Origin of the sequence: Paenibacillus sp. FSL W8-0426 (assembly GCF_037969725.1) — a bacterium.
In the GTDB taxonomy this organism is placed as follows: Bacteria; Bacillota; Bacilli; order Paenibacillales; family Paenibacillaceae; genus Paenibacillus; species Paenibacillus hubeiensis.
The window spans coordinates 4,151,675-4,177,486 of sequence record NZ_CP150203.1 but is presented as its reverse complement, the minus strand read 5'-3'; the positions used below and the strand labels follow the sequence as shown (position 1 = coordinate 4,177,486).

Here is a 25,812-nt window from a genome sequence, read left to right as displayed (position 1 = left end):
CTTTACGCCGCAATTCCGGAGAAAAGGAAGGGATGGATCGACATATTCCCAGCCTGAACAGCTGCTCGTAAAGGTAACGATTCGAGGCCGTGAAATGGATGGCGAGCTGAAGGTTTTGGGGTAAAGCTTTCAATTTGCGCACGTTCAACCGATATATAGGAAAGACCCGAATACAAGGGGAGAAAGGAGGAGAGAGGATGGATATTGCCGCTTTGTCGATCGCAATGAGCCAAACTTCGCTTGCCCAGTCAGCCAGCTTGCAGGTGTTGTCCATGTCCAAAAATATGGCGGAGCAACAAGGCCAACAGATGGCCGAGATGCTCAAGACGGTTCCGGCGCCGCATCCGAATTTGGGCGGAAGTCTGGATATTTCCGTATAAGAACATCAATGAGTTCGTGCAGACGAATAAACCCTTGGATGCCAAGAAGTCGCTTCCCTTGCGACTTCTTGTATCGATGGAAATGACAACGGCAGCGTAACTTTCCGCTTCATTGATGGATTGTGTTTCTGCGGTACTGATAGGGCGTAACTCCGTATTTTTCCTTGAACAATTGGATGAAATACTGATTTTTTTTGTAACCGACCATGTGGGCGATGTCGGCGATGCGAAGTTCGGAGTCCTGCAGCAGTTGTGAAGCTTTCTCCAACCGTTTCCTGGAGATGTAGTTAGAGACGTTTTCACCCGTTTCCTGTTTGAAAAGTTTGGAAAGGTAGACAGGATGAAGATGGGCGACTTTCCCCAGCTCATCCAGGCTGAGTCCATGAGCCAGATGGTCTTCGATATGCCTTTGCACTTTCGTGACGATGTTCTGAATGGACATCTGCTTGCTGCTGCTGATCCGGCTGACGCTGCCCTTTAGAATCGGCCAAAGTTCGTCGGGATTCCGAAGCCGATTGAATATCCAATCCGCGGCTTCAGAGGCATTCCGATGTTGATCTGCAAGATATATATCAATAATCCTCTCCATAAGAAAGATCATTTTTTGTTTTCGGTGAACGATTCGTTCATATTGATGAACAACAATTTTGAAGGATTCCCATTCCCCGCATGACGGCAATTGTTTGAATACCCTTGTAAAGTCGTCTGACGACACGTCCTCATTCAGGAAAAATTCATAAAACAGCTGCCGGGTTTCGTTGCGATCGTTCAAGGAAAACGGAGGGGACAAGACCGCGTGATCGAACTGATCGGCCAGTTTCCCCGCGGCGTCTTCCGGAACAAAAGCGATCAGCCGCCTGCCTGCAGTCCAAACGAGACGGCTCCATTTGTCCCCGACAGCATCCTTTAAACGACTCACATCCTCTGGGGAACAATCCTCTGCCCTGAAACCGCAAAAACGATGCTGCCCTAAACCTTCCGAATAAGCAGCGAATTCCTTCTTTAATGCCTCGTTTTCTCCAAGAAGGGAGAGCATGTACCCCAAACCGTCAAAGTTGTCCCATGAGGCAGGTTGAACGGGCCTTGTCTTCACAATGTGTTGGATGGCTTTAGACATGGCTTTCTCGACGTCATCTTTATCCACGGGTTTCAGTAAATAGTCGAGTGCCCCTAACCGGATGCCTTGCTGCGCATAATCGAACTGCGAATAGCCGGAAAGGATGATGACCTTCGTCGGCAAACTGTTTATGTGAATATGTTGAAGCAAATCTAATCCCGAAACCTCAGGCATGCGGATATCCGTGATCAAAATATCTACAGGGCTTCGATTCAGCATGTCCCTCGCTTCGATCGAATTGGTCGTCGTTTCAATCTGATCGATGCCGAAGGCTTTCCAATCCAGCAAGTGTTTCATATACTCGACGACATAATGTCCGTCATCCACGATTAATAATCGCATAGGCGTTCCCCTTTCTCTATAGACATCTCGATTACAAGCAGGACGGATAAGCCGCCCCAATCATTCACGGAAAATTGCAATCCGCTAGCCTCTCCGTACGTATTTTTCAAGCGCCGGTTCACATTCCAGAGACCCACGCCTCTTGTCCCTTCCGGCGGGGTAGCGTGTTCAAGCTGAGCCTCCAAACGGCGAATTTCGTCCGGTGCAAGCCCTTTTCCGTCATCCGACACTTTGATTAGAATGGCTGCTTCCGCCCTTTTGATATCGATGGTTACCCGATGGGCTCCCTGCTGTCCTTCGATTCCATGTTGAATGGCGTTCTCCACGACGGGCTGAATCATGAGAGGCATCAGGGGGGTGGAGGCCAATTCCGGCGGTACATCGATGTTGTACTCGATCTTTTTGCTGAGCGTCATGATGATGAGATAGTGTTCCGCAAATTGCAGCTCGCTTTCCAGAGTGACTTCATGCTGATCCAATTTGGTTAAATAGCGATAATACTCGGCCAGATGTTTGCTCATACGCATGACGGCATCCGGAGAGAATTGGGCCACCGACATGATGAAGAACAGACTGTTATACAGAAAATGAGGATTAATCTGGGCTTGCAGCTGTTTCAGCTCCGCACTTCTTCTCAGCTCCGTTTCAGTCTTTAAAGATACGAACAGACCCTGAATTTCCGCAACCATGTGGTTAAAGCTCCGGAAGAGGCCGTAAAATTCGTTATCGGTGTTTTCGGTAATGCGCGTGCTGTGATTGCCCTGCTCGACCTGCAAAAATTTTTTCTCCATTAATCGGATATTGCGGTCGTAGTTTCGGTAAAACGTAAAAATGACAACCAGGCCGAGCGTCAGCACCGCTAAAATGCTGGCAAGGAAAACTTTGCGGCTGCGGTCGAGCGGTTGCAGAAAATCATTCGTGCGCGTATATGTAATCAGGTAGGCATCGATCGGTTCTATGTATCGGGAAAGAACATAGTAATCGTCCGAATTTGTATGATAATCATATTTTAACGTTGCGTCCTGCCCGGGCGAAAGCATATCCGTAATCGCTTTCAACAAGTCGGTATCGACTTCTCCCTCACTCCACAACCGCTGCTGATTAAACAGGAAAAAGGCGTTGGAGCTGTCATTGTTCACCGCCTTTTTTAGCAGGCTTTTCAAATAATCGGTATTCAGCTTTACGCCGACTACATACTGAGCCGGTTCCGTTTGCCCGGATTTATGGATGTAAGGGTAGACGGCAAAGTAATACAAGCTGTCGCCCTGGATTTGCCATCCCTGGCGATGAACCTTTTGGAAAGGAAGCCTCGCTTCAAGCGTATTGTTGGTCGACAGGAACGTTTCTTCGGACGTCCAGTAAATACCGATCGATTCAATGGATCGGCTGGACAGGAGCGTTTGCCGCAAACGGTCGACGATGTCATTTTTTTTCATTTGCGAATCGTAATTGCTCAGCTCGATCACATGGTTCTGATAGAAGCGAACATCGCTGTCAGCCGCAAACTGAACCCCGTACATGTTTGCCTCATACATAATCCCGTCAAGAATGCCCTTCACGTAATCAAGCTGGTTTTTGGAAGCGCCGATCAGATTTTCTTCCAGCGTTTTGGAACTCAGGCGATTCATCACGAAAAACAAACTTAACGTCAGCAGCAGAAAAAATACAAAAAAATAAATAAATCGTTTCATGTACATTTTTTTGATCATAGACGTTCCCTTTCCGCAGCAAAACTTGAGTTACGGCGTTCCCGTATCGAATTAGCTATATCATAAGATAAACTGTCAAAAAGCGGAAGAGTGGGATGTGCATTTTAATAAAAGCGGTTTCAAAATGATTCAGGTTGAGGTGATGATCTTGAAATGTTGGCATTTTGGCATGTAAGCGCTTTTGTTAAGCTAAATACGAGGATCGCATTCCAAGAGTCGTCATAAAGGAGGTATGCAGTATTAATGACATCGGTTTCGCAAAATCGGCCAAAACAACGATAACAGCCGTTTCCCGGCGAAATTCATGGAAAAAGGAAATCAAGAAAAACTGGCCGTTGTATGTACTATGTATTCCTGCTATTGTGTTTGTCTGCATTTTTTCTTACGGTCCCATGGTAGGTTTGCTCATGGCGTTTCAGGACTACAAACCATGGCTGGGCATTAGCGGCTCACGGTGGATCGGGTTGGAAAACTTCGAAAGAATATTTCGGTACGACGAGGCGACCCAAGCGATCGTCAACACGCTCATAATCGCCGTTTCCAAAATTATCGTCGGCATTATCGTTCCGATCATTATGGCCATTCTACTCAGCGAGCTGCGAAATGTCGGCATCAAAAAAAGCGTGCAGACACTGGTTTATCTGCCGCATTTCCTGTCCTGGGTCACCGTTGCGGGATTGATGATCGACATTCTCGGATTGGATGGGGGCGTCAACCAGCTATTGACGTGGATGTTCGGCAGCGATCCGATTTATTTTTTGGGGGACCCTGACCTGTTTAGATTCACGGTGGTGGTCAGCGACGTTTGGAAGAGCTTCGGGTTCGGCATGATCGTCTATTTGGCGACCATTGCAGGAATCAATCCTTCCTATTATGAAGCGGCCGAGATCGACGGCGCCACGCGCCGGCAGCAAATTCTATACGTCACCTTGCCCAGCATGCTGCCGATGATTATCGTCATTTCTACGCTCAGTCTGGGAAATATTCTGGACGCGGGATTTGATCAGGTGTTCAATTTGTACAACCCGCTGGTCTACAGTACGGGAGATATCATCGACACATATGTCTATCGTTCTTCCTTGCTGAACGGACAGTACGGGTTCGGGACCGCGGTAGGACTGTTCAAATCGGGGATCAGCCTGATCTTGATCGTCGTATCCTACAGGCTGGCCTATAAGTATGCCAATTATAAAATATTCTAACAGGGAGGGAGAGGGATCGTGTACCATAAGACGACAGGCTATAGAGTATTCTCGGTGTTCAACTATGCGTTTATGATTTTGGCGGGACTGGCGTGTTTTCTTCCGCTCCTTCATCTATTGGCGCAATCGCTCAGCAGCAAAGCAGCCGTTAGCGGCAACCTGGTGTCGTTTTGGCCGGTCGGATTCAATGTGGATAGCTACGTAAAAACATTCAACAATTCCAATTTCATCGGTTCCATGCTGACATCCATCCTTCGAACGGTTTTGGGCACGTCAATCAGCATGTTTATCCTTACCTGTGCAGGATATGCCCTCTCCAAGGAGTTCCGGGGCCGCAACGCGCTGATGTGGTTTTTTATCTTTACGATGCTCTTCTCCGGAGGATTGATCCCTTCTTACATTTTGGTGACAAGCCTTGGATTGAAGGATACCATTTGGGCACTTGTGCTGCCGGGAGCGTTCGGAGCCTACAATCTGATTCTTCTCGTCAATTTCTTCAAAACGATTCCAAAAGCGTTGGAAGAAGCGGCATTTATTGATGGAGCGTCCTTTTTCGCCATCCTCAGCAAAATTTATTTGCCATTGTCTCTGCCGGGACTGGCGACCGTATCCCTGTTTATTATGGTGGGGCACTGGAATTCCTGGTTTGACGGGATTTTGTACATGTCGGATGCGAGCAAATATCCGCTGGCTTCTTTTCTGCAAACGGTGGTGGTGCAGAGCAACATGCAGAATATGGCCATGAGCCAGGCCGAAGTCGAAGCCATGTCGGAGCAAAGCATTAAAGCAGCCCAAATTTTTGTCAGCACGCTGCCGATCATATTGGTCTATCCTTTTTTGCAGCGATATTTCGTGAAGGGCATCGTGCTGGGGGCTGTCAAAGAATAAAGCGAGGGGGATTATTTCAATGAAAAAAAGAAGTAATGGTTGGAAAATGGCAAGCATGATCATGCTGTCGACGGCGCTTGTTGCCGGCTGCAGCGGTGGAGAAAGCAAAACCGTCTCCACGACGGAATCGGTGCTCAAGGACGGAAAATACGATCCTCCGATCACGATGACGATTGCGAAACAGCAGGATGAAAACGCGGGCAAATACATCAATGGCGAAAGTTTGAACGACAATGTGCTGACCCGTTGGGGCGAGGAAAAGCTGGGGATCAAAGTCGAAACCACCTTGCTGGGCGGTGACGCTTCGCAATACAATACCAAGCTGCGGCTGGCGCTCACGGGCTCGGAGAAGCTGCCTGACGTTCTGCCGGTGTATGACACCATGCTGGTGAATGATTTGATCGAATCCGGGCGGGTCAAGGAAATTACCGAAGATATCGCAGCTTACATGCCTGACCGGATTAAAGAAATTTACAAACAATACCCGTCGACCTTCAATCCGGTTGTCAGGGATGGCAAAGTGTACGGGATGGCGATCGCGCCGAATTTGACGGAAGGCGAAGTCATGCTGATCCGCCAGGACTGGCTCGACAAATTGCAGTTGAAGGCGCCGACGACGATCGAGGAATTCGAGCAGGTCATCGCGGCGTTTACCAATGACGACCCGGACGGCAATGGCAAACAAGATACATACGGCTTTACGTTCTCCGGTAAAGATTCGTACAACACGGGTTGGGTCAGCGATCCGGTCATGATTTTCAGCGCATATACGGGCAAATATCTCCCTCGCCAATGGTATAACGATAACGGCAAACTGACCTATGGATCGGTGGCCGCCGGCAACAAAGAGGCGCTTGCAAAGCTGCGCGATTGGTATGCCAAAGGGTATTTGAACAAGGAACTAGCCACGCAGGGCGCTTGGGACGCACTGTCGGATTTTACTCAAGGGAAAGCAGGCATCATCATCGGTCGTCCTTGGCTATACGGCAGTGTGATGGATGTGGAGAAAAATATAGAGGGAGCGAAAATCAGCGCTTATCCGACCATTCAAGGCGTGAACGGTGACAAAACCTATCAATCCGCCCAGCTGAATGATGGCGTGTTTATGTTTAACAAGGATTTTCAGAACATGGAAGCGTTCTTCCTGTACTACGATAAAATGTACGATGCCGCGTTCGGTACCGGAGAGTTTAAATACGGCTACGCCCAGGGATACGATTATGATATCGTCAATGACGAAGTCACGTTTGATCCGCAGAAATTCAACAAGCCTTTGGATGCCGTGCAAGGCGTCGGGAAAATGGCATTTACCAAAAATACGCCGAGCGTAGACGGCCCCGGCAAATCGTATTACGATCTGGCGAATGGTGCGAAGCCCGATACGGGCGTCCTGATCCGAAGTGCATCAAGTGATCCAACGACCAAAGACGGGTATCGGATTTCATACGAAAACCGGGATGCGTTGCTGCCAAATGCATTTAATGGGCCGCCTACACCAACGATGCAAAATGTATGGGAGCAGTTGACCACGATGGAACAGGAAACATTCACCAAAATCATTTATGGCAATGAGCCGCTTGAAGCGTTTGATGCCTTTGTCAAACAGTGGCACGAAAAAGGCGGAGACGACGTGATCGAAGAAGTCAACGAATGGTACAACCAGGCGAGCGAGACGGATGTCATGGCCATGATGAAGTTGAAATAAAGTTTGGTTAGAGGGAGATGATGAAGCGTGATTAAAGGGAAACAAGGGATGGCGATCGTCATTGCATTGTTGTTGCTGGCCTTTCATTTTTCGTCCTCGGCACAAACCGTTCATGCTGCCGGCGAGGAAACGAATATTGCCGCAACCCTGTTTGTGCTGAAGAACGAATCGGAAGTATCCAATGCCAAAATACACTGGGCACCTGTCGACGGAGCGACGGGATACGAGCTGTTCAGATCCGAAAACAATGAACCTTTTGCATTATTGCAGACACTAGGCGGAACTACGACGGATGATTATGACCTTAACATGGGCAGCACATACAGGTATCAAGTGAAGGCGTATGCCGGCAATTCCTTGTTAACTTCCGCCGTTTCGCCCGAATACACACCTTACGTCCTTCCGGATAACCTCACCACATTTGATAATACAACAAAATCAACCCTAAACCTTCCGAATGAACTTAAAGTCGGGGATACCTACTACAGGTTCAATTTCGTGCAAAAGCCATCTGGCGGATTTGGCCAAATGATCCAACAGACGTCGACCGACGATATAACCTATGGGAACGACAAAGTGGTACTTTCCTATACGGATCATCCGGACCTGGCCGATTCCAAATTTGAGGGTATCAATATTCTGTACCATGCGCCTACAAATAAATTTGTATTTTGGGCCCACTACGAGAACAGCAGGGACTACACGCTGGCCAGAGTATCGGTGGCTTCGGCGACGCCTGGAGAGCACTTTACGTTTCACAAAAGCTTTCGACCGGAAGGAAACGAGTCCAGGGACATCTCCATTTTCAAGGACGACGACGGTTCAGCCTATTTGATCTCCACGGCGAATAACAATTCGGATACGGTTTTGTATCAGTTGACCTCCGATTGGCTGGACGTGGATCATCAAGTTTCCGTGATTTACCAGAACCAACATAGGGAACTGCCGAAAGTCATCAAAAAAGACGGCATGTATTATTTGTTTTCTTCCCAGGCTGCCGGCTGGTATCCAAGCATACCGATGTATTCCTCGGCCACAAGCATGGATGGGGAATGGTCTGAGCTGCGCGTGATCGGCAATACGTCGACCTTCTCGGCGCAATCGGGCTCCGTGATGCGGGTAAAGCCAAACACCGGCGACAACGTCGTGATGGTGGCTTATCGCTGGATGTTCGGTTGGGCAGGTACGCAAAACGGTACAACCGAGGAACGATTGCTCCCTGTCTGGTTCTCCAATGGTTACGCATTCTATGATTACTTTGATCAAATTCTGTACAATGCAAACGATGATGTCGTCGTTCCCGTCCAGAACGGCAAACTGCTGTCGCAAGGCAAAGAGGCCACGGCGCAAACGGCGTCGGGAACCAAACCGGCCAGCTACGCCAATGATGGAAGCTACCAAACCGAATGGACCGCCGCAAGCAGCGCCTGGCCGCATTGGTGGAAGGTAGATCTGGGCTCGGTTCAACAGATCAATAACGTGCAGATTTCCTGGTGGATGCAAAAAGGCTCTGAAGGATTCTACAAGTATAACATTGAGACGAGCACAGACAATGTCCATTGGACGGTAGCCTTGGATCGGACCGGCAATACGTCTTACGGCTTCACCTCCGATAGCCTCTCCAATACGGCCAGGTATGTGAGAATAAATATGCAAGGCGCAAAGCTGCACAATAACCCTAACAACTGGTATACTCCAAGGCTGTGGGAAGTGAAGATATTCGGAACGGACATCGATTAACGATTTTTTCCTAAAAGTATGAAGTGAAATAGAAGGGAGGCAGCGGCATGAATACTAAACTAACCAATGGCGGCATTTGGAATGATATAAACGGTGAGCCGATCCATGCCCATGGCGGACATATTCTGTTCCATGACGATTTTTATTATTGGTACGGCGAAGACCGTAGAGGAGATATGTATGTTAGCTGTTATCGTTCCAAAGATCTATTCAACTGGGAGTTTCGAAATCATATCCTGACGACTTCAACTCCGGTGGCGCCGATTAGAGTCCGAACGAATCTGGGATTAGTGAACGAAAAGGGTGGAAAAGTCAATCTGGAACGGCCTAAGGTGCTCTTTAATCCGGCGACAAAGAAATTTGTTCTCTGGGTTCACTATGAAAACGGGAACGATTACAACGACGCTGCATGCGCCATTGCCACATCCGATTCTCCCGATGGCCATTTCGTGTATCATGGCAGCTTTAATCCCTTTGGGTATATGTCGCGGGACTGCACCCTTTTTCAGGATGATGACGGTACTGCCTATTTTATTTCGGCTGCCAGAGACAATGCGGATCTTCATGTTTATCGGCTGCAGGAAGATTACCTTAATGTCGAATGTCTTGTCGGGAAGCTATGGCAGGGTGAGTACCGGGAAGCGCCTGCCGTCTTCAAGCGAAATGGGAAGTATTATATGCTCACCTCTTTTTGCACGGGTTGGGAGCCGAATCAAGGGAAATATGCGATGGCCCACTCCATGGAGGGTCCGTGGAGCATGCTTAGCGATTTCGGGGACGAAACGACGTACCATACCCAGCCCGCCTTTGTACTGAAGCGGTCGGAGCAGGAATTCCTGTACTTTTCCGATCGCTGGAACGGAGCCGATTACTTTCAATCCAGCTATGTGGTATTGCCGATCGAATTCCATGGGGACGTTCCGACCCTGAATGATTATTCTTCGTTATTATTCGAAAGAGAAACCCGTTCGATGATGTTTGAACGTTAAGAATTGCGGTTAATGTAAACAAACTACGATGTACTCCTTCGCAGAACAAGCCGGAAACCAAGGTTCCCGGCTTGTTTGCAGCTCTTTCATTACTCCATCCGTTACAAAGCTTCGAACACGCGATCAAAACCCGCTTTCGATTTGGCGAACAGTTCGCTTGAAGCAAGGGTCGGTGCAGGCGCCAGCACTTCTTGGGCTACAACGCCTGTGTAACCAATGGCCTGCAAATTTTTCAGGAAGCCCTTCAAATCGATGACCCCCTCGCCGGGATATAAGCGTTCATGATCAAGCAATTGTTCAATCGGCAAATCGTAGGCATCATTGATATGAACGTGAACAATCTGCTCCTTTTTCAAATTCAGCACCTCTTCGATCCGTAAACCGTTCGTATGCCAATGATAGGAGTCTACCAACAAGCCTACGTTGGGAACATGAATGGCATCGATCCAGTCCAGGGTATGCTCCACACTCCAAATAAACGGATTTTTCCATTGGGTCCGCAAATGATGGCAGCCCACGAACTCCAGCCCGAGCCGAATACCGTAGGCGCCCAAAATATCGGCGCAAAGTCTCAATCTTCTTGTAGCCGCTGCCATAAATGGCGCCGCCGGCTGGTCCGTCGAAGGTAAAACATAGGTGCAGCAGTTGAAACAATTCAGCGCAGCAGAGGCTTCGGCCATTTCAACCAGAGATGGAAGGCCTTCGCGAAATTGCTGTTCCGAGTTTCTCCAGTCCACCGTCAAATCCGATGAACCGATGATGATCTGATTGCTTTCCAACAGGTGTGCGGCCTGTTCCTTGCCATATTGTCGAACCAATGAGAGCGGATTCAAATCGACGGACTGGAAACCGTGCTTTGCCGCATCTGTAATATACTGTTCATCCGACTCGATCTTTCCCAAACCAGCCTTCGTTAATCCTCTAATCATCCTCATCGCCTCCTGTGAACGTCACTAGTCAGATATGCAACTACTCCTGTACCCAATCCACTCAAATTCAGGATATACATTCATAATAACAGCAGCATCCAAAAAAGAAACGATATAAGTTGAACGAATTATTTTTACACGGAGCTACTACGTGGTCGGAACCATCGTCCGATCGCGGTTAACCCCAGATTTTTTTTGATCCGCTTAGTGCAATATTTGCTTTTTCTCACGATAAATTCTAAAATTAATATGTATACGAATTATATGTATACTAATCAATTTTGAAGGTGGAGACACTTATGAATCTTAGCTCCGAAGAATTATATGGATATGCCTTAACGAAAACAAGCAGAGCGATTCTTCGTTTTCTTACAGGCCATTTAAAGCGTTTTTCCATTACGCCCGAACAGTGGACGGTATTGAAGAGGGTGTTTGAGCATGAAGGCATTACACAAAAAGAGCTGGCTGTCATTGCGGATAAGGACCCTGCCACCTTGGCAAAAATACTGGATAACCTGGAGAGGAATCGGCTGATCGTTCGCCAAACCAATCGTCAGGACCGTCGTTCATATTTGATTTTCATTACAGAAGATGGCACGAAATTAAGAAACGAGGTCGAAAAGGATTTGGAACAGGTTTTCGATCAAGTATTGGAAGGGATTACGGAGGATGAATTAACCATGTTCAGCCGTGTATTATCCCGCATCGAAAAAAATGCGATAGCCCATACCCAAAATTAGTTTGAAACAGAGGTAGGTAAGATGGATCATCAACAGACTCATGACAACAGAAGGCGGGCAAAGCATCATTTTCCGAAGAAAACAACGGTTAAAGAAGCCTTTCGAATCAAACCTAGCCCGTTAAACTGGTTCAGGGGAGTCGGCTCTGCGATCAGTGTGGGCATTCCCTCGTTGACCGGTTTTTTGATCGGAGACCCTGCCCTCGGCATATTGGCATCCGTCGGAGGTTTCACCTTTCTATATGTAACTAATGAAACCTATTCCCAGCGAGCGGCAAGATTATTCTGGGTTGCGCTTGGATTAACCGCTTCATTTGCGCTTGGCGCGTTAAGCTCCTATAATGACATGTTTATGGTGCTCATGTTTGGGGTGATCGGAGGGCTGGCCACGTTTCTGTTTCAACGTTTTCAGATGGCCGGCCCTGGCGGCATGTTTTTTGTTCTCGCTTATTCGATTGGCACCTCCATGCCGCATGAACCGAGTGCTTTGGGCCCCAATGTGCTGTGCGTATTGTGCGGGGCGATTTTTGCCTGGATCGTCGGAATGGCGGGAGTGCTCGTAAAGCCTTACGCTGCCGAGACCAAGGCGGTCTCTGCCGTCTATCATAGCCTGTCGAATCTGCTGTCCTCCATCGGAACGGATCATTATACAGAGCGGCAGCATCAGGCGGCGTTTCTCATGAAACAGGCGGATCGGACATTATCCCATTCCTATGTTTTTGGAAAACGGAACGATAACATAAGCGCTTTGGAAAAATGGAAAAGATTGAACGCGCAAGCCGGCGTAATATTTCTTTCGATTCTCGATGTTTCGCTGGAGCCGAAACACGAGATCGAAGATCAACTCGCTGAAACGCTGCGGATCATAGGCAATCAGCTCCATCAGAACAACAGCGAGAAGCATTTCGACGTCCGAATGCCCGAGGAGGGAAGCAGTGCTTCGCTTATCGCATTATATTCAAACGTGAAGTCCGCGGTTGAGATGAACTGCGATACAACTCATTCGGTTCTTTCCCCTAAGCCCGCTGCGAATATCGATTTCCGTTTCAGTGACAATTTCCAAAACGCGTTCAACAAGCAATCCCATTTGCACTACGCCGCTCTCCGCTATGGAATCGTGCTTTTGATTTCAGCGGCTATTGCCTATGGTTTTCATTTGAACCGTTCGTATTGGGTTCCTTTATCCGCGGCTGCAGTCATGGGTGGCGGAACTTACGTCAGCAGTCTGCATCGGGGGATTCAGCGTTCCGCGGGCACGATGATTGGCATTTTGGTCGGTGCGGCCTTGTTATGGCTGAAACCTCAGGGGGTATGGGTTCCGTTAACGTTGGCCGGGCTTCAATTTATTGTCGAACTGATCTATGCCCGAAATTACTCGTTGGCGGTTATTTTCATCACCCCCAGTACGTTGCTGATCGGAACGACGATTAATCCGGTGCTGACCAGCGGGTATTTCATATCTGCTCGAATCGTCGATATCATCATCGGGAGCTTCGTGGCCATCGTCGGAACAACGCTGTTATGGAGGAAGATTTATTCCAGACGACTGCTTGCCGTATTGTCGGATGCCGTTGCGAAGGAAGGGGAAGCCTTGATTGCCATGTTGAAGAGTGAACGTGCAGAGCTTAAAGAGTCCAAACGACAGGAGCTTCAACACGCCCTGCTACGGCTTCGCTCGGTTTATGACAGTGCGTTTGCCGAGTCGATCAGCAGGGATGCAAAGATCACGAGCCTTTGGCCGGCCGTGGGGGACTGTTTGCATCTCGGATACATGCTGCTGGCAGCGTCCCGCCATCCTGCCGGGGAACCGATGCCGGAGGCACGGACGATGGAGTACGGTCGATATTTCGAAAGGCTTGCAAACTCCATTAAAGCTAAGAAGAAACCCGTTATGGACATTCCGGAGCTGCCCGAATACCCTGCCATCTATGAAGATATTGCCCAATTTCAACGTTCTTTGCGCATCATTTGATGGCCTCAGCGAATCCTATTGGCTGGTTGTATCCTCATCTGGAATGATCCTGGTTCCATGCAATACCAATAAATATTCCGAATAGTTAAAGTCAGGATGCTCATAATATCGGTGGACTGACAAATAAGGAACAAGTGATGGCCAAAGGTAAAAATCCGGACCTAACACTGTTCCTTGTGCAGCTAATCGACCAAAAAACAGGAGGCAATGCGCGAATGCAACTGCAAAACCAAAACCATCAAAACATGCACACAGGAACGGTTCCCCCACAACTGAATCATGGCGGCCACGAGATGTTTGACGTTCAGGAGGTGCTTACCGGAGCGATCAATACGCTGAACACGTATACCTTGCTGAGCGAACATGTGCAAGATCCTGAATTGAAGGACATTTTACAGCGTCAAAAACAATTCATCGCCGATGAATACAATATTACATTGGATTGTTTCAAATCCGGTCAGAATCCATCCAAAGAAACGCAAAGCTACAAAATGAAACAAGGCAATGATTTTATTTTTGGCATGAAACCAAGCCAACCGAGAAAACCTATGCAGTCGGCATCGGAAATTTGTGACCAAACCATTTCCACTTGCATGCTGAATGCGGTCAAATCAGGAGCCGTCATGAAAACGACGGCAGCGATGGAAACCACAAACCCGGTTGTACGTCGCGTCTTGGCCGATTCGCTGCCGAATTGCATCGAAATGGCTTATGAAATCTCGATCTATCAAAATAAACACGGTTTTTATCAAGTCCCTCAGCTGGCTCAGCAGGACATGACGCAAATCCAAAACGGCTTTGCTCCTGCGCCGATCCAGTCCATTCCGGGTACAAACTTCACGCATTAAGCCGTTTGAAGCACATGGATTTCGGTGAATTACAATTATGTTGAAACAGAGAACCTTTGCTGATGAAAATCAGCAAAGGTTTTTTCGTCATTGTTAAGCGATTCATTCCGTAACATTTTTTTCTGTATTACGATTCAATATCGGTTTAACTCCCAGCACGAATGAAAGCGTTTGACATATTTGAATATCGATCTATAATTATGAAAAGAAATTGGACTTGGACGGCCGGAGATAAAAGGGTCCCTGGTTTTTTCTGCCTGAATGGATTGAGATGCCGACAAGCTTCAAGTAGGCCGATGCCTACGGGGAAAAAGATAATCGGTACAGCTGTATGGATATAAACAGCAAGCTTCCATAACCAGGAGCTTGCTGTTTCATTTTTATAAGGAGAGAGAGCAGGCCGACATGACACTTAAAAAAAGAATTTTTTTATTGTTTTTTCTCAGTGCGTTTATCCCTTTTATCAGCATATTCGCGATTTCTTACTACACCATTGATTCCATTTTCGCCAATAAAATCGATGATGGCATCCGCAGTAATCTGCAGCAGGTGACGTCCTCGCTGGAGAATTCGATCACGAATATGAATCATGTCACACAGCAGTTGTCCTATAGCGGAACTTTGGGCAAAAAATTGGATGAATTTTTGAAGCCTTCCGCCGATATTTTCGAATTGATCGAGGCCAGAGATGCCTTAAAGAGTGAGCTGAATGTCGTTACGTTTACGAATCCGAATATCGGCTTGACCTTGTATTACTTTCAGAAAGAAGGCACGACCCAGTTCGGCAACTTTCCGATCAAAGATCGTTTTGCTCCCGAGTCTCTGCCCGTACTTTTCAAATCATATGGCATTGCGTACTATGGTCCTCATACCAGCATGAACCGATTCGATGATCAACTGGTGTTGTCTGCGATGCGAAAAGTACAACTGCCTCAAAGGGACGATGTGTATATATACGTGGAATCCGGTTTTCGCCTGACACAGGAAACGCTTGGCTACAATCAATACAAAGGCGCTTTATCGCATTTGATCCTGAATGGGGAGGGTAACATCGTTTATAGTGAAATACCGGAAGCCATGAGAGTCGGAGAAAATTTCTCCAGCTTGTCGGAAGGGGCGGCCAAAGACGGAATATCCCGTGGTTATCATTGGTTCAAGGAGGATTCCTCGCAGAAATGGAGCGTCGTATCCGTCATTTCGCAGGCTCAGTATCAACAGGAGAAAAGCCAGTGGCTGCTTCAAATATTGCTGGTCGCTTTATTTTTCCTCGGCTTTACCGTGTTTCTTGCTTGGCTGCTGTGGAAGATGGTCTACAAACCGCTCGGCCTGTTCCATTCGGAGATCAACGGTATGTCTAAAAATCCGCAAACGACAGGCAGCCAGGCTCGCACGCAGATTCCCGAATTTGATTTTCTGCTCGGTGAATTTTCGAATATGCAGCATCAAATCCGGGCCCTCTTCAAGGAAGTGCAGCAGAAAGAGAAAATACGTGCCGATCTGGAAGTGGAAAAGCTGCTTTATCAGATCAATCCGCATTTTCTCATGAACACGCTGGATACGGTGCACTGGCTGGCCGTCATGAACGGACAAGGGGAAATCGACAAGCTGGTGCAGTCTTTGAACAAGCTGCTCTATTACAATTTGGGCAAATTAGGGCAAGTGTCCACGATGGAAGAGGAGATCGATGCGCTAAGACAGTATCTGATTTTGCAGCAGATTCGGTATGACTTTGAATTCGACGTCCGCATTACCGCGGATGAACAAGTCCTTCAAATCCCCGTACCCCGTTTTATTTTGCAACCGCTGGTTGAAAATTCGCTTTATCATGGATTGAGCGACGAAGGTTTTATTCAAATTGAAGTTACGCGTACGGCAACGTTGAACATTATGATCCAAGACAACGGAGCAGGCATGACGGAGGAGGCCATTCATAAACTGCTGAACAATCGTGTGGCTGAACAACAAAAAGTAGGAATGGGCATCGGGCTCAACTATGTCCACCGCATGCTGCAGGCACAGTACGGGGATCAGGCACGACTGGTGATTGAGAGTGAATTGGGAACAGGGACAAGCATATTGCTCATACTGCCTATTAAAGGAGAAGAGATCTCGGCATGATTAAGGTATTGATTGTGGATGACGATAAGCTGGTACGCAAAGGCATAAGCTCTGCGATGCCGTGGAGCGAGTTCAACATGGAGGTTGTCGGAGAAGCCAGCAACGGGTCGAAGGCGCTGGATTTCCTGAAATCCCAGCCGGTCGACCTGATGCTGACGGATCTGGCGATGCCGGTGATGTCGGGAATTGAACTGATGCGAGCTGCAAGGCAGCTTTATCCGGAGCTGCATATCGTCGTGTTGACGCTGCATCAGGATTTTGATTATATCCAGGAAGCGCTCAGGCTGGGAGCCATCGACTATATAGCCAAGGTTCAGCTTGAGAAAGAGCAGTTCGAACATGTTTTGCACCGCATCCGTTCCCGAATGGACGAGCTGGCGAAAACAAATCGAAAGCTGCCTTCGCTGCATGAACTCAACGTTCATTACCGGAAGGTATACGCGCTGGTTTCGCTGGATCGCAAATCCGAGCAGCGGTGGCCGTTGGAACTGACTGCCCATGGAGATGAGATCAGGTGGGAGGTTGAGCGGAATAGCTGGATGTGGGCGGCACCTGAACACAGAGAGGATCAACTGTTTCAACAATTGCAGCAATCCCTCAATCAAGTTCCTCAAGGTACGCTGCTGGTTATATCCGATATCCAGGAACGAACGTGGTCGCAAATCCAGAACTGGATTATGAATTATACAGAGACGTCTTTATTCTATGCCTACAATCCGGATGACCCGGTCATTGCCGTTTCGATGAATGAGGAAGACACCTTTCCTGAAGAACCGAGGGATGAGGACATCGATCGGATTAAGCAAAGTTGGTTCCAAACCCCTTGGACCCACCATGAAGGTTACTATAACCAACTGATTGAACAGTTCAAATCATTGCGATTGCATCGAGGCCAGCTGATGGGATTGCTGTACTCGATCGTTATGGAGTGGAACCGCCTTTTTGCCCAAACGACGCTTGGAAGAATCTCCATGATCCATTCTTTCCAGTCCTGGCACGAGGTAGAGGCTTGGATCAAACAGACCGCTTCAGGCATTCGAAAGGCCGATGAACAGACTTCGTATTCACAGGAGATCATCGATGCCGTGAAAAAAGCGGTGATGATCGTGCAGCATAATTTGGACCAGGCGTATACAGCTTCCGGCCTCTCCCAACAGCTCAATATCAGCCGAAGCTACTTCAGCCAATGTTTCAAGGATCTGATGGGGAAAACCTTTAATGAGTACTCCCGATTCATACGAATAGAGAAGTCCAAAGAGTATTTACTGAATACGAATAATACGATTTTTTGGATTGCGGAGCGGGTAGGCTATACGGATGAAAAATATTTCAGCCGCATGTTTCGCGAACTGACAGGCATGCTGCCAAGCGAATATCGGCAGGCCGGGAGAGGGGATAAACAGCAAACCTCTTCCAGATGACCGACGATCTAGACGAAAAAAACGAATATAAAGGTCAAGGAAGCGGGCTGGGTGACCAAATCCCACGATGATCGTTGAACGCCGTCAGATTCCTGTTTCAGGAGCTGCCGGTTTTTGTTTTTTGACCGACGAATCGCATGGATAGACGATTGTATGTCAGCAGGTAGGATAAATGTTCACAAGTGAACCGCTGTTTCAGGGATTCCGGTTGAAACTGTAACCATTCTTCTATCCAAACAGACGTTCAATCCCTATCTCGATGAGTCTTCTCTTTATTTTATAATGAAAGCGCAAACAACAATAAACAATCAGAACGAAGGGGAATCGAATGCGATGAGAACAAAATGGTCCATGAAAAGCGAGCGGTTGACGAAACGCCTGGCCGTGCTGTCGATGTCTGCGCTGATGGTTACAACCCTTGCGGCATGTGGGGGCGCCTCCGATGCTCCTACGGCGGAGGAAGCAGGCAAATATGAGGTAACGCCGGGAGATCCGTTCAGCGCTTATAAAGATGAAATCACCGTCACCATGGGTCGCGTAACTACGGCCAACCCGAAACTGCCGGCGGGAGACACCTATGAGAATAACGCATATACCCGACTGGTCAAAGACACGTTTAACGCTCAGATTAAAGATCAATTTGAAGCTAATGGCGAAGATTACAGCCGTCAAGTTTCGCTGGCCATCGCATCCGGGGAACTGCCTGACATGATGCGCGTCGATTCCAAGGATGAGCTGAAGGAACTGGTGGATAATGATCTGATTGAGGATCTGACGGCCGTTTACGATCAATATGCCACGGATAACATCAAGCAGATTTATGATTCCTATGATGGACGCGCTTTGGACAATGCAACGATCGATGGACGTTTGATGGCCCTTCCGGCAACTGCTTTGGATTCCGCACCAGCGATGGTTTGGGTCCGTCAAGATTGGCTGGATCTGCTGGGCATTCAACTAGATGCCGATGGAGACGGAGCCCTCACGCTCGATGAAGTGGAGAAAACGGCGCTGGAATTTCTGAAAAGAGATCCTGGTCAATCCGGAAACCCGGTCGGCATTCCATTTGTGAATACGCTGAACACAACAGATTATAATGCTTCTGCCTATACCATGCTGGGAGTTGCCTCAACAGAGGGCGCATTCCCGCAATATTGGATGAATGGCGAAGACGGCAGCATCGTTTATGGTTCCACAACAGAAGAAACGAAGCGGATGCTGGGCATCATGGCGGATTGGTTCAAGAAAGGGATCATCGACCCGCAATTCGGGACACGCACGTTTGATGATATTACCGCACTCTACACCAACGGCCAAAGCGGGATCGCTTTTGGACCATGGCATATTCCCGACTGGGGACTGATCAGCGTGAAACAGATGGATAAAGATGCAAAATTCACGGCATATACGTTGGAGGATGCAAACGGTAAAGTGAACGTGGCGCATGCCAATCCATCCAATCAGTTCATCGTGGTAAGAAAAGGATATGAGCACCCTGAACTGGCCGTCAAAATTGTAAACCTGTTCTACGACAAACTGGCCAATGATAAAGATGTCGCAACAACGATGCCGGAAGCCGCCAAGTATCAGGAAACCGGGGTAGACGGTTCGACCCGACCTTTTAATATCGAAGTCAACTCCGCTACGTCGCTGCTGGATGATTATTCCGACGTCGTTCGCGGGATTAAAGGAGAGATCGGTCTGGATCAAGTTCGTACAACCGAATCGAAAAACAATATCGGAAGCATCAAAACCTATTTGAGCGATATGGATACGGATAACGTTACGGCCTGGTCGAAATATCACTCGCGGATCAACGGAGTCGGGCTGATCGACAAACTGACAGAGGAAAATAAATTCGTATGGATGACACCTGCATTCTCCGGAACGACGCCAAGCATGAAACAGACGTGGGCGAATCTGACGAAGCTGGAGCAGGAATCGTTCATCAAAATCGTGACAGGTTCAGAGTCTCTGGACTACTTCGATACCTTCGTCAGCAATTGGAAGAAACAAGGCGGCGACCAAGTCATTCAGGAAATACAAGCCGAGATCGCATCGAAAAAATAAACATCCATGAACAATGGCAGGGCTGCGATTGCAGCCTTTCTTCACGAAAGGGGTTCATCCATGAAGCAGGGGAATTTGAAAGCAAGAGGCCGGTTAGGCACGGGTGCCATGTACCATATGATGATGCTGCCGGGCATTTTGTTTTTGCTGGTATTCAGCTATGTTCCGATGGTCGGCGTCATTACGGCTTTTCAGGACTACATACCGGCCAAGGGCATGTTCGGCTCCGAGTTTGTCGGGTTGAAGCATTTTATTTATATGTTTAAGCTGCCGGATATCGCGCAGGTCATCAGCAATACGCTGGTGATTGCCATTGCCAAAATTGTGCTCGGAACGATGATGGCGATCATTTTTTCCATTTTGTTAAATGAGATCCGCCTGAAACTCGTCAAAAAATCCGTGCAGACGATCGTTTATCTGCCGCACTTTTTATCCTGGGTCGTTCTGGCGTCCGTCGTTGTCAACATGTTCAGTCTGGACGGAATCGTGAATCAAATGTTGGCGTTCTTTGGCCTGCAAAATATTAATTTCCTTGGCAGCAACACCTGGTTCCAGCCACTGATTATTGGAACGGACGTGTGGAAGGAGTTCGGTTACAGTTCCATCGTCTATTTGGCTGCCATCACTTCGATCGATCCCGGTCTGTATGAAGCGGCAGGAATGGATGGGGCCAGCTGGTGGAGAAAAGTATGGCATATTACCCTGCCGGGCATGCTGCCTATTATCCTCCTCATGGGTGTAATGAGCCTGACCAATATTTTGAGTGCCGGCTTCGATCAAATCTATAATCTGTATAACCCGGTCGTCTATGAGTCGGGAGATATTCTGGATACCTATGTTTATCGCATCGGACTTGTCGGGCGTCAGTATAGCTTCGGTACGGCTGTCGGCTTGTTCAAATCCGTGATCGGAATCGTTTTGCTTTTGTCCGCCAATCAATTGGCCAAAAAATATACCGACCGAAAAATATTTTAAGGAGGCAACGTCCGTGCCCTATTCCGCAAATGTAAAAGACCGAATTGGCCGGTTTGCCATCTATGCCATCGTCATCTTCCTGGCATTGATCTGCCTTCTTCCGTTATGGAACATCGTTGCGATTTCATTCAGCAGCAGCGAGGCCGTATCCGCGAATGCGGTAGGCCTCATTCCGGTCAATTTTACAACAGCAGCGTATACGAAAATTATCGACGATGCCCAGTTCTGGCGTTCTTTCGGCATATCCGTGCTGCGCGTCGTGCTTACACTGATCCTTAACATGATTCTTATCATATTGATGGCATACCCGCTATCCAAGTCGAAAAGGGAATTCAAGGGCAGAAACATTTATATGAATATTATGATTTTTGCCATGCTGTTCAGCGGGGGCATGATTCCCAGCTACCTGTTGATCAAAAACCTGGATATGCTGAATACGATCTGGTCGCTTGTTCTGCCGGGGGCTGTTCCTATTTTCAGTGTTATTCTCGTGATGAATTTCTTCTCTGCCGTGCCTAAAGCGCTGGAAGAAGCCGCATTCATCGATGGGGCGAACCCGCTCCAGGTCTTATTCAAAGTGTATGTTCCCGTATCCATCCCGGCGCTGGCGACGGTTGCGTTATTCAGTATCGTCGGTACGTGGAATGACTTCTTCAGCGGTTTGATCTACATGACCAAAGTCAGCAATTATCCGCTAATGACCTATATTCAATCCCTTAACGTGAATATTGCGGAACTGCTGCAAGCCGGGACCAATTCTTCCGAGCTCAGCAGTCTGACCGAAATTTCGAACAAAAACCTGAATGCAGCCAAAATCGTAGTCGCCGTCATCCCGCTGCTGCTGATTTATCCCTTGCTGCAAAAATACTTTGTCACCGGCATTGTCGTCGGATCGGTCAAGGAATAATAAGATGCTGTGAAACCATGAAGATAAACCGAGTATAAAAACCGCAAAAAACATACGCATCTTAACGGAGAGGCAGGACCAATCTGGAGAAGCGAAGCGGTCGCCTTTATCACCGGATTTTCTCCTTTGAAAAAGGAAATCGAAAAAATCTGGGGATAACAGCGATCGGAAGATGGTGCTGCACTCGTAGTGGCCTAGTGTAATTGAATAGTGCGGTTTCTATATACATGTGTTAGAAAGGTTGTATGAACGATGGAACATAAAAAATGGTGGAAAGAGACTGTCGTGTATCAAATTTATCCACGGAGCTTTCAGGATAGCAACGGGGATGGAATCGGCGACCTGAAGGGCATTGTGTCCCGGCTGGATTATTTGCAGAAACTCGGAATCGGTGCCATCTGGCTATCGCCGGTTTGCAAATCTCCGCAAGACGACTTTGGTTATGATATTTCCGATTATCAGGATATCGATCCGATGTTCGGGTCTTTGGAAGATATGGAAACGTTAATTCATGAAGCCGGGGAACGCAACATCCGGATCATTATGGATTTGGTGTTGAACCATACTTCGGATGAACATCCCTGGTTCCAGGAAGCCAAAAAAAGCAAAGACAATCCGTACCATGACTATTATGTCTGGAGAGATGGCGTAGAAGGAACGCCCCCAAACGACTTGGGCTCCACATTCGGTGGTTCAGCTTGGCAGTGGGTGCCTGAGATCGGGCAATATTATTTGCATCTGTTTTCGGCCAAACAGCCGGATCTCAACTGGGAAAACCCCAAAGTCCGGCAGGAAATTTACGATATGATCAATTGGTGGATCGATAAGGGCGTCGGCGGTTTTCGACTTGACGTCATTGATCTCATCGGCAAAGAGCCGGATTTGAAGATTACGGGGAACGGACCTCATTTGCATAAATACATCAGGGAACTGAGTAAGGAAACGTTTCAAAAAGCGGGAGACCTGCTCACCGTTGGAGAAACATGGGGCGCCACCCCGGACATCGCAAAATGGTACAGCAACCCGGACGGCAGCGAGTTTTCCATGGTATTTCAATTCGAACACATCAGCCTGGATGAACAAGAAGGGAAAGGAAAGTGGGATCTTAAACCTTTGGATGTGATGGAATTAAAAAAAGTGCTGTCCAAGTGGCAGACAGAGCTCAAGGGGGAAGGCTGGAACAGTTTGTTCTGGAACAATCACGACTTGCCTCGAATCGTTTCCCGTTGGGGAAATGACGGACCATTCCGGATCGAATCGGCTAAAATGTTGGCCACGCTTCTTCATGGCATGCAAGGTACGCCTTACATTTACCAGGGTGAAGAATTAGGCATGACGAATGTGCAATATGCGATGGAAGATTATCGGGATATTGAATTGCTGAATTTTTATAAGGAAAGAATGGAAAAAGGATATTCTGAACGCGACGTTATGGAGTCGATCTATACCAAGGGCCGTGATAACGCGCGAACACCGATGCAATGGGATGCTTCCGATAACGCGGGTTTTACGCAAGGAGAACCTTGGATTAAAGTGAACCCGAATTACAAGCACATTCACGCTGAGGAAAATTTGAATAACCCTGAATCCATATTCCATTACTACCGGAAACTAATTCAATTAAGAAAAGATCATGACGTGATCGTATATGGGGATTATGAGCTGATATTCCCGGATCATCCAGATGTATTTGCTTACACCCGGACGCTCAATGGAACCAAAATCCTGGTGGTATGCAACTTCCAAGGACAACAGGCCGAACTCCCGCTCCAGGAACAATTGGCAGAGACAAATCAGCTGTTAATATCCAATTATTCAGGCCAAATGTCGGAGAGTGAGCTGCGTCCATATGAAGCGAGAATGTACCTTATCCAGGCTTGAAACATAATACTATAAATAAAGTTTAGTGGTTGAGAAAGAAGGATTGCATCAAATGAAAAAAGTATGGTGGAAAGAAGCCGTAGCTTATCAAATCTATCCAAGAAGCTTTATGGACTCGAATGGGGATGGGATCGGCGACATCAAGGGCATCATTTCAAAACTGGATTATATCCAGGATCTCGGCATTGATCTGATATGGATCTGTCCCATGTATCAGTCGCCCAACGACGATAATGGTTACGACATCAGCGATTACTGTTCCATTATGGGTGAATTCGGCACGATGGGAGACTTTGATCAATTACTGAACGAAGTTCACCGCCGCGGCATGAAACTCATCATGGATCTGGTGATCAATCATACCAGCGACGAACACCCGTGGTTTATGGAATCAAGAGCTTCGCAGGATAACCCCAAACGGGACTGGTACATCTGGAGAGACGGGAAAAACGGGGAAGAACCGAACAACTGGGAGAGCATTTTCGGCGGATCTGCATGGGAATATGACGAGGTGTCGGGACAGTACTATCTTCATCTGTTCTCCAAAAAGCAGCCGGACTTGAACTGGGGAAATGAAGAAGTTCGGAAATCCATTTATGAAATGATGAATTGGTGGCTTGATAAGGGGATTGACGGGTTCCGCGTCGATGCAATCAGCCATATTCATAAAGAAGAGGGCCTGCCGGACATGCCAAACATCGAGGGCGTCAAATACGTCTCTTCTTTTGAAAAACATATGAACGTCAAAGGAATCCAGCGTTATCTGCAAGAAATGAAAGAGGAAACGTTATCCAAGTATGATGTGGTGACCGTTGGGGAAGCGAATGGAGTAAAAGTAGAGGACCAGGAAGATCTGCTGGATTGGATTTGTGAAGTCAGAGGCAAATTCAATATGGTCTTCCAATTTGAACACCTGGACCTTTGGAACAACAGCACGGACAGGCAGCTTGACATTCCCAAATTGAAACACGTCATGACCAAGTGGCAAAAATCGCTTGAAGGCATCGGCTGGAATGCTTTGTTTATTGAAAATCACGATCAGCCTCGCAAAGTTTCGTCTTGGGGGAATGATGCGGAGTATTGGTATGAGAGCGCCACTGCGCTAGGAGCCATGTACTTTTTCATGCAGGGCACGCCCTTCATTTATCAAGGGCAAGAGATTGGAATGACGAATGTGGCTTACCCTTCCATCGATGATTATAACGACGTAGCCGATCGGAATTTATATCAGATCAAACGCGAAGAGGGCATGTCCCATGAGGAAATCATGAACATCATCTGGGCATCGAGCCGCGACAACTCCAGAACGCCGATGCAGTGGTCTTCGGACAAACAAGCCGGGTTCACCACGGGCATCCCGTGGCTAAAGGTGAACGACAATTACGTCGATATTAATGTAGAGAAACAGCTTCAGGAACGACGGTCGATCCTTCACTTTTATAAACAAATGATTCAGCTGCGAAAAGGACACGACGCGCTCATATACGGGACCTATGAGCTTCTTATGCCGGATCATCCAAGCGTATTTGCGTATACCCGTACATTGGCAGACCAACAAGTGCTGGTACTCATTAATCTTACGGGACAAATCGTGGAGCTCGGTGGAGAAGAGAAGTATCCCGACTTTTCGGAGATCTGGCTTACAAACTACGACGACTGCAGGCTGCCAATACAGCTGAGACCGTTCGAAACGATCATAGGTTTAACCGGAAAATGAAAAGTACGAAGCGTCGTTGCTGCGGCAAAGGCATGAATAGGCTAGCCAGGATACTGGTTAGCCTATTTTGCTCTTTGACGAGGCGTGTGCCAAGAAACAGCCCGACCCATTCGGTCTTCGTCGGGCCATTCTTTTGGTTCCTTTTTACGCGCTGCGCTCAAAG

19 protein-coding genes are annotated in these 25,812 nt (G+C 47.8%); 16 read left to right on the top strand and 3 right to left on the bottom strand.

Features of this window, described 5'->3' with window-relative positions; all coding sequences use genetic code 11:
* Positions 1-197: 197 nt before the first annotated feature.
* Positions 198-380, top strand: coding sequence for a YjfB family protein (locus MKY59_RS18555; protein WP_236412057.1), 183 nt, complete (start codon positions 198-200; stop codon positions 378-380).
* 109 nt (positions 381-489) lie between these two features.
* On the opposite strand, the gene MKY59_RS18550 is transcribed toward MKY59_RS18555, so the two are convergent.
* Positions 490-1,839: a response regulator gene (locus MKY59_RS18550; RefSeq protein ID WP_339273016.1), complete on the bottom strand. Its 1,350-nt coding sequence runs from the start codon at positions 1,837-1,839 to the stop codon at positions 490-492.
* The gene (locus MKY59_RS18545) at positions 1,827-3,548 is read right to left on the bottom strand and encodes a histidine kinase (protein ID WP_339273015.1); all 1,722 of its coding nucleotides are present in this window, start codon (positions 3,546-3,548) and stop codon (positions 1,827-1,829) included. The genes MKY59_RS18550 and MKY59_RS18545 overlap by 13 nt, the downstream gene beginning before the upstream one ends.
* 278 nt (positions 3,549-3,826) lie before the next feature.
* Here MKY59_RS18545 and MKY59_RS18540 point away from each other — a divergent pair, with 278 nt between their 5' ends.
* The 5 genes from MKY59_RS18540 to MKY59_RS18520 are packed head-to-tail and all read left to right on the top strand — an operon-like array spanning position 3,827 to position 10,072.
* A complete protein-coding gene (locus MKY59_RS18540; protein ID WP_339278435.1) occupies positions 3,827-4,750 on the top strand; it encodes an ABC transporter permease subunit in 924 nt (307 codons plus the stop codon).
* Positions 4,751-4,768: 18 nt separating this feature from the next.
* The gene (locus tag MKY59_RS18535) at positions 4,769-5,638 is read left to right on the top strand and encodes a carbohydrate ABC transporter permease (protein WP_236412062.1); all 870 of its coding nucleotides are present in this window, start codon (positions 4,769-4,771) and stop codon (positions 5,636-5,638) included.
* Positions 5,639-5,657: 19 nt separating this feature from the next.
* Positions 5,658-7,343, top strand: coding sequence for a hypothetical protein (locus tag MKY59_RS18530; protein ID WP_339273014.1), 1,686 nt, complete (start codon positions 5,658-5,660; stop codon positions 7,341-7,343).
* A 27-nt stretch (positions 7,344-7,370) separates the two neighbouring features.
* Entirely contained in the window at positions 7,371-9,083 is a 1,713-nt protein-coding gene (locus tag MKY59_RS18525) for a discoidin domain-containing protein (protein WP_339273013.1), read from the top strand.
* Positions 9,084-9,130: 47 nt separating this feature from the next.
* A complete protein-coding gene (locus MKY59_RS18520; RefSeq protein ID WP_339273012.1) occupies positions 9,131-10,072 on the top strand; it encodes a family 43 glycosylhydrolase in 942 nt (313 codons plus the stop codon).
* Between the two features lie 101 nt (positions 10,073-10,173).
* Here the strand turns inward: MKY59_RS18520 and MKY59_RS18515 are convergent, their stop codons facing one another.
* A complete protein-coding gene (locus MKY59_RS18515) occupies positions 10,174-11,001 on the bottom strand; it encodes a sugar phosphate isomerase/epimerase family protein (RefSeq protein ID WP_339273011.1) in 828 nt (275 codons plus the stop codon).
* A 299-nt stretch (positions 11,002-11,300) separates the two neighbouring features.
* On the opposite strand from MKY59_RS18515, the gene MKY59_RS18510 reads away from it, so the two are divergent.
* The 10 genes from MKY59_RS18510 (at position 11,301) to MKY59_RS18465 (ending at position 25,649) form a co-directional block, all read left to right on the top strand.
* Positions 11,301-11,741, top strand: coding sequence for a MarR family transcriptional regulator (locus tag MKY59_RS18510; protein ID WP_236412073.1), 441 nt, complete (start codon positions 11,301-11,303; stop codon positions 11,739-11,741).
* Between the two features lie 21 nt (positions 11,742-11,762).
* Complete coding sequence (locus MKY59_RS18505) at positions 11,763-13,712, top strand: FUSC family protein (RefSeq protein ID WP_339273008.1); 1,950 nt, start codon at positions 11,763-11,765, stop codon at positions 13,710-13,712.
* A gap of 215 nt (positions 13,713-13,927) precedes the next feature.
* Positions 13,928-14,560, top strand: coding sequence for a spore coat protein (locus MKY59_RS18500; protein WP_339273006.1), 633 nt, complete (start codon positions 13,928-13,930; stop codon positions 14,558-14,560).
* Between the two features lie 405 nt (positions 14,561-14,965).
* Positions 14,966-16,678: a histidine kinase gene (locus tag MKY59_RS18495; RefSeq protein WP_339273004.1), complete on the top strand. Its 1,713-nt coding sequence runs from the start codon at positions 14,966-14,968 to the stop codon at positions 16,676-16,678.
* Positions 16,675-18,099 carry a response regulator gene (locus MKY59_RS18490; RefSeq protein ID WP_339273002.1) on the top strand — a complete coding sequence of 475 codons (1,425 nt, stop codon included), beginning with the start codon at positions 16,675-16,677 and terminating at the stop codon, positions 18,097-18,099. The genes MKY59_RS18495 and MKY59_RS18490 overlap by 4 nt, the downstream gene beginning before the upstream one ends.
* A gap of 333 nt (positions 18,100-18,432) precedes the next feature.
* A complete protein-coding gene (locus MKY59_RS18485) occupies positions 18,433-20,169 on the top strand; it encodes a sugar ABC transporter substrate-binding protein (protein WP_339273000.1) in 1,737 nt (578 codons plus the stop codon).
* Between the two features lie 60 nt (positions 20,170-20,229).
* Positions 20,230-21,144 (top strand): ABC transporter permease subunit, encoded by a 915-nt coding sequence (locus tag MKY59_RS18480; RefSeq protein WP_339272998.1) that lies wholly within the window; start codon positions 20,230-20,232, stop codon positions 21,142-21,144.
* A gap of 13 nt (positions 21,145-21,157) precedes the next feature.
* Complete coding sequence (locus MKY59_RS18475) at positions 21,158-22,051, top strand: carbohydrate ABC transporter permease (protein WP_339272996.1); 894 nt, start codon at positions 21,158-21,160, stop codon at positions 22,049-22,051.
* Positions 22,052-22,303: 252 nt separating this feature from the next.
* Positions 22,304-23,932: an alpha-glucosidase gene (locus MKY59_RS18470; RefSeq protein ID WP_339272994.1), complete on the top strand. Its 1,629-nt coding sequence runs from the start codon at positions 22,304-22,306 to the stop codon at positions 23,930-23,932.
* 52 nt (positions 23,933-23,984) lie between these two features.
* Entirely contained in the window at positions 23,985-25,649 is a 1,665-nt protein-coding gene (locus MKY59_RS18465) for an alpha-glucosidase (protein WP_339272992.1), read from the top strand.
* The last annotated feature ends 163 nt before the right edge of the window (positions 25,650-25,812 follow it).

Excerpts from the sequence above, each read along its gene's own strand:
- MKY59_RS18555 (WP_236412057.1), top strand. The coding sequence starts at position 198 with ATGGATATTGCCGCTTTGTCGATCGCAATGAGCCAAACTTCGCTTGCC.
- MKY59_RS18550 (WP_339273016.1), bottom strand. The coding sequence starts at position 1,839 with ATGCGATTATTAATCGTGGATGACGGACATTATGTCGTCGAGTATATG.
- MKY59_RS18545 (WP_339273015.1), bottom strand. The coding sequence starts at position 3,548 with ATGATCAAAAAAATGTACATGAAACGATTTATTTATTTTTTTGTATTT.
- MKY59_RS18530 (WP_339273014.1), top strand. The coding sequence starts at position 5,658 with ATGAAAAAAAGAAGTAATGGTTGGAAAATGGCAAGCATGATCATGCTG.
- MKY59_RS18520 (WP_339273012.1), top strand. The coding sequence starts at position 9,131 with ATGAATACTAAACTAACCAATGGCGGCATTTGGAATGATATAAACGGT.
- MKY59_RS18515 (WP_339273011.1), bottom strand. The coding sequence starts at position 11,001 with ATGATTAGAGGATTAACGAAGGCTGGTTTGGGAAAGATCGAGTCGGAT.
- MKY59_RS18510 (WP_236412073.1), top strand. The coding sequence starts at position 11,301 with ATGAATCTTAGCTCCGAAGAATTATATGGATATGCCTTAACGAAAACA.
- MKY59_RS18505 (WP_339273008.1), top strand. The coding sequence starts at position 11,763 with ATGGATCATCAACAGACTCATGACAACAGAAGGCGGGCAAAGCATCAT.
- MKY59_RS18500 (WP_339273006.1), top strand. The coding sequence starts at position 13,928 with ATGCAACTGCAAAACCAAAACCATCAAAACATGCACACAGGAACGGTT.
- MKY59_RS18495 (WP_339273004.1), top strand. The coding sequence starts at position 14,966 with ATGACACTTAAAAAAAGAATTTTTTTATTGTTTTTTCTCAGTGCGTTT.
- MKY59_RS18490 (WP_339273002.1), top strand. The coding sequence starts at position 16,675 with ATGATTAAGGTATTGATTGTGGATGACGATAAGCTGGTACGCAAAGGC.
- MKY59_RS18485 (WP_339273000.1), top strand. The coding sequence starts at position 18,433 with ATGAGAACAAAATGGTCCATGAAAAGCGAGCGGTTGACGAAACGCCTG.
- MKY59_RS18480 (WP_339272998.1), top strand. The coding sequence starts at position 20,230 with ATGAAGCAGGGGAATTTGAAAGCAAGAGGCCGGTTAGGCACGGGTGCC.
- MKY59_RS18470 (WP_339272994.1), top strand. The coding sequence starts at position 22,304 with ATGGAACATAAAAAATGGTGGAAAGAGACTGTCGTGTATCAAATTTAT.
- MKY59_RS18465 (WP_339272992.1), top strand. The coding sequence starts at position 23,985 with ATGAAAAAAGTATGGTGGAAAGAAGCCGTAGCTTATCAAATCTATCCA.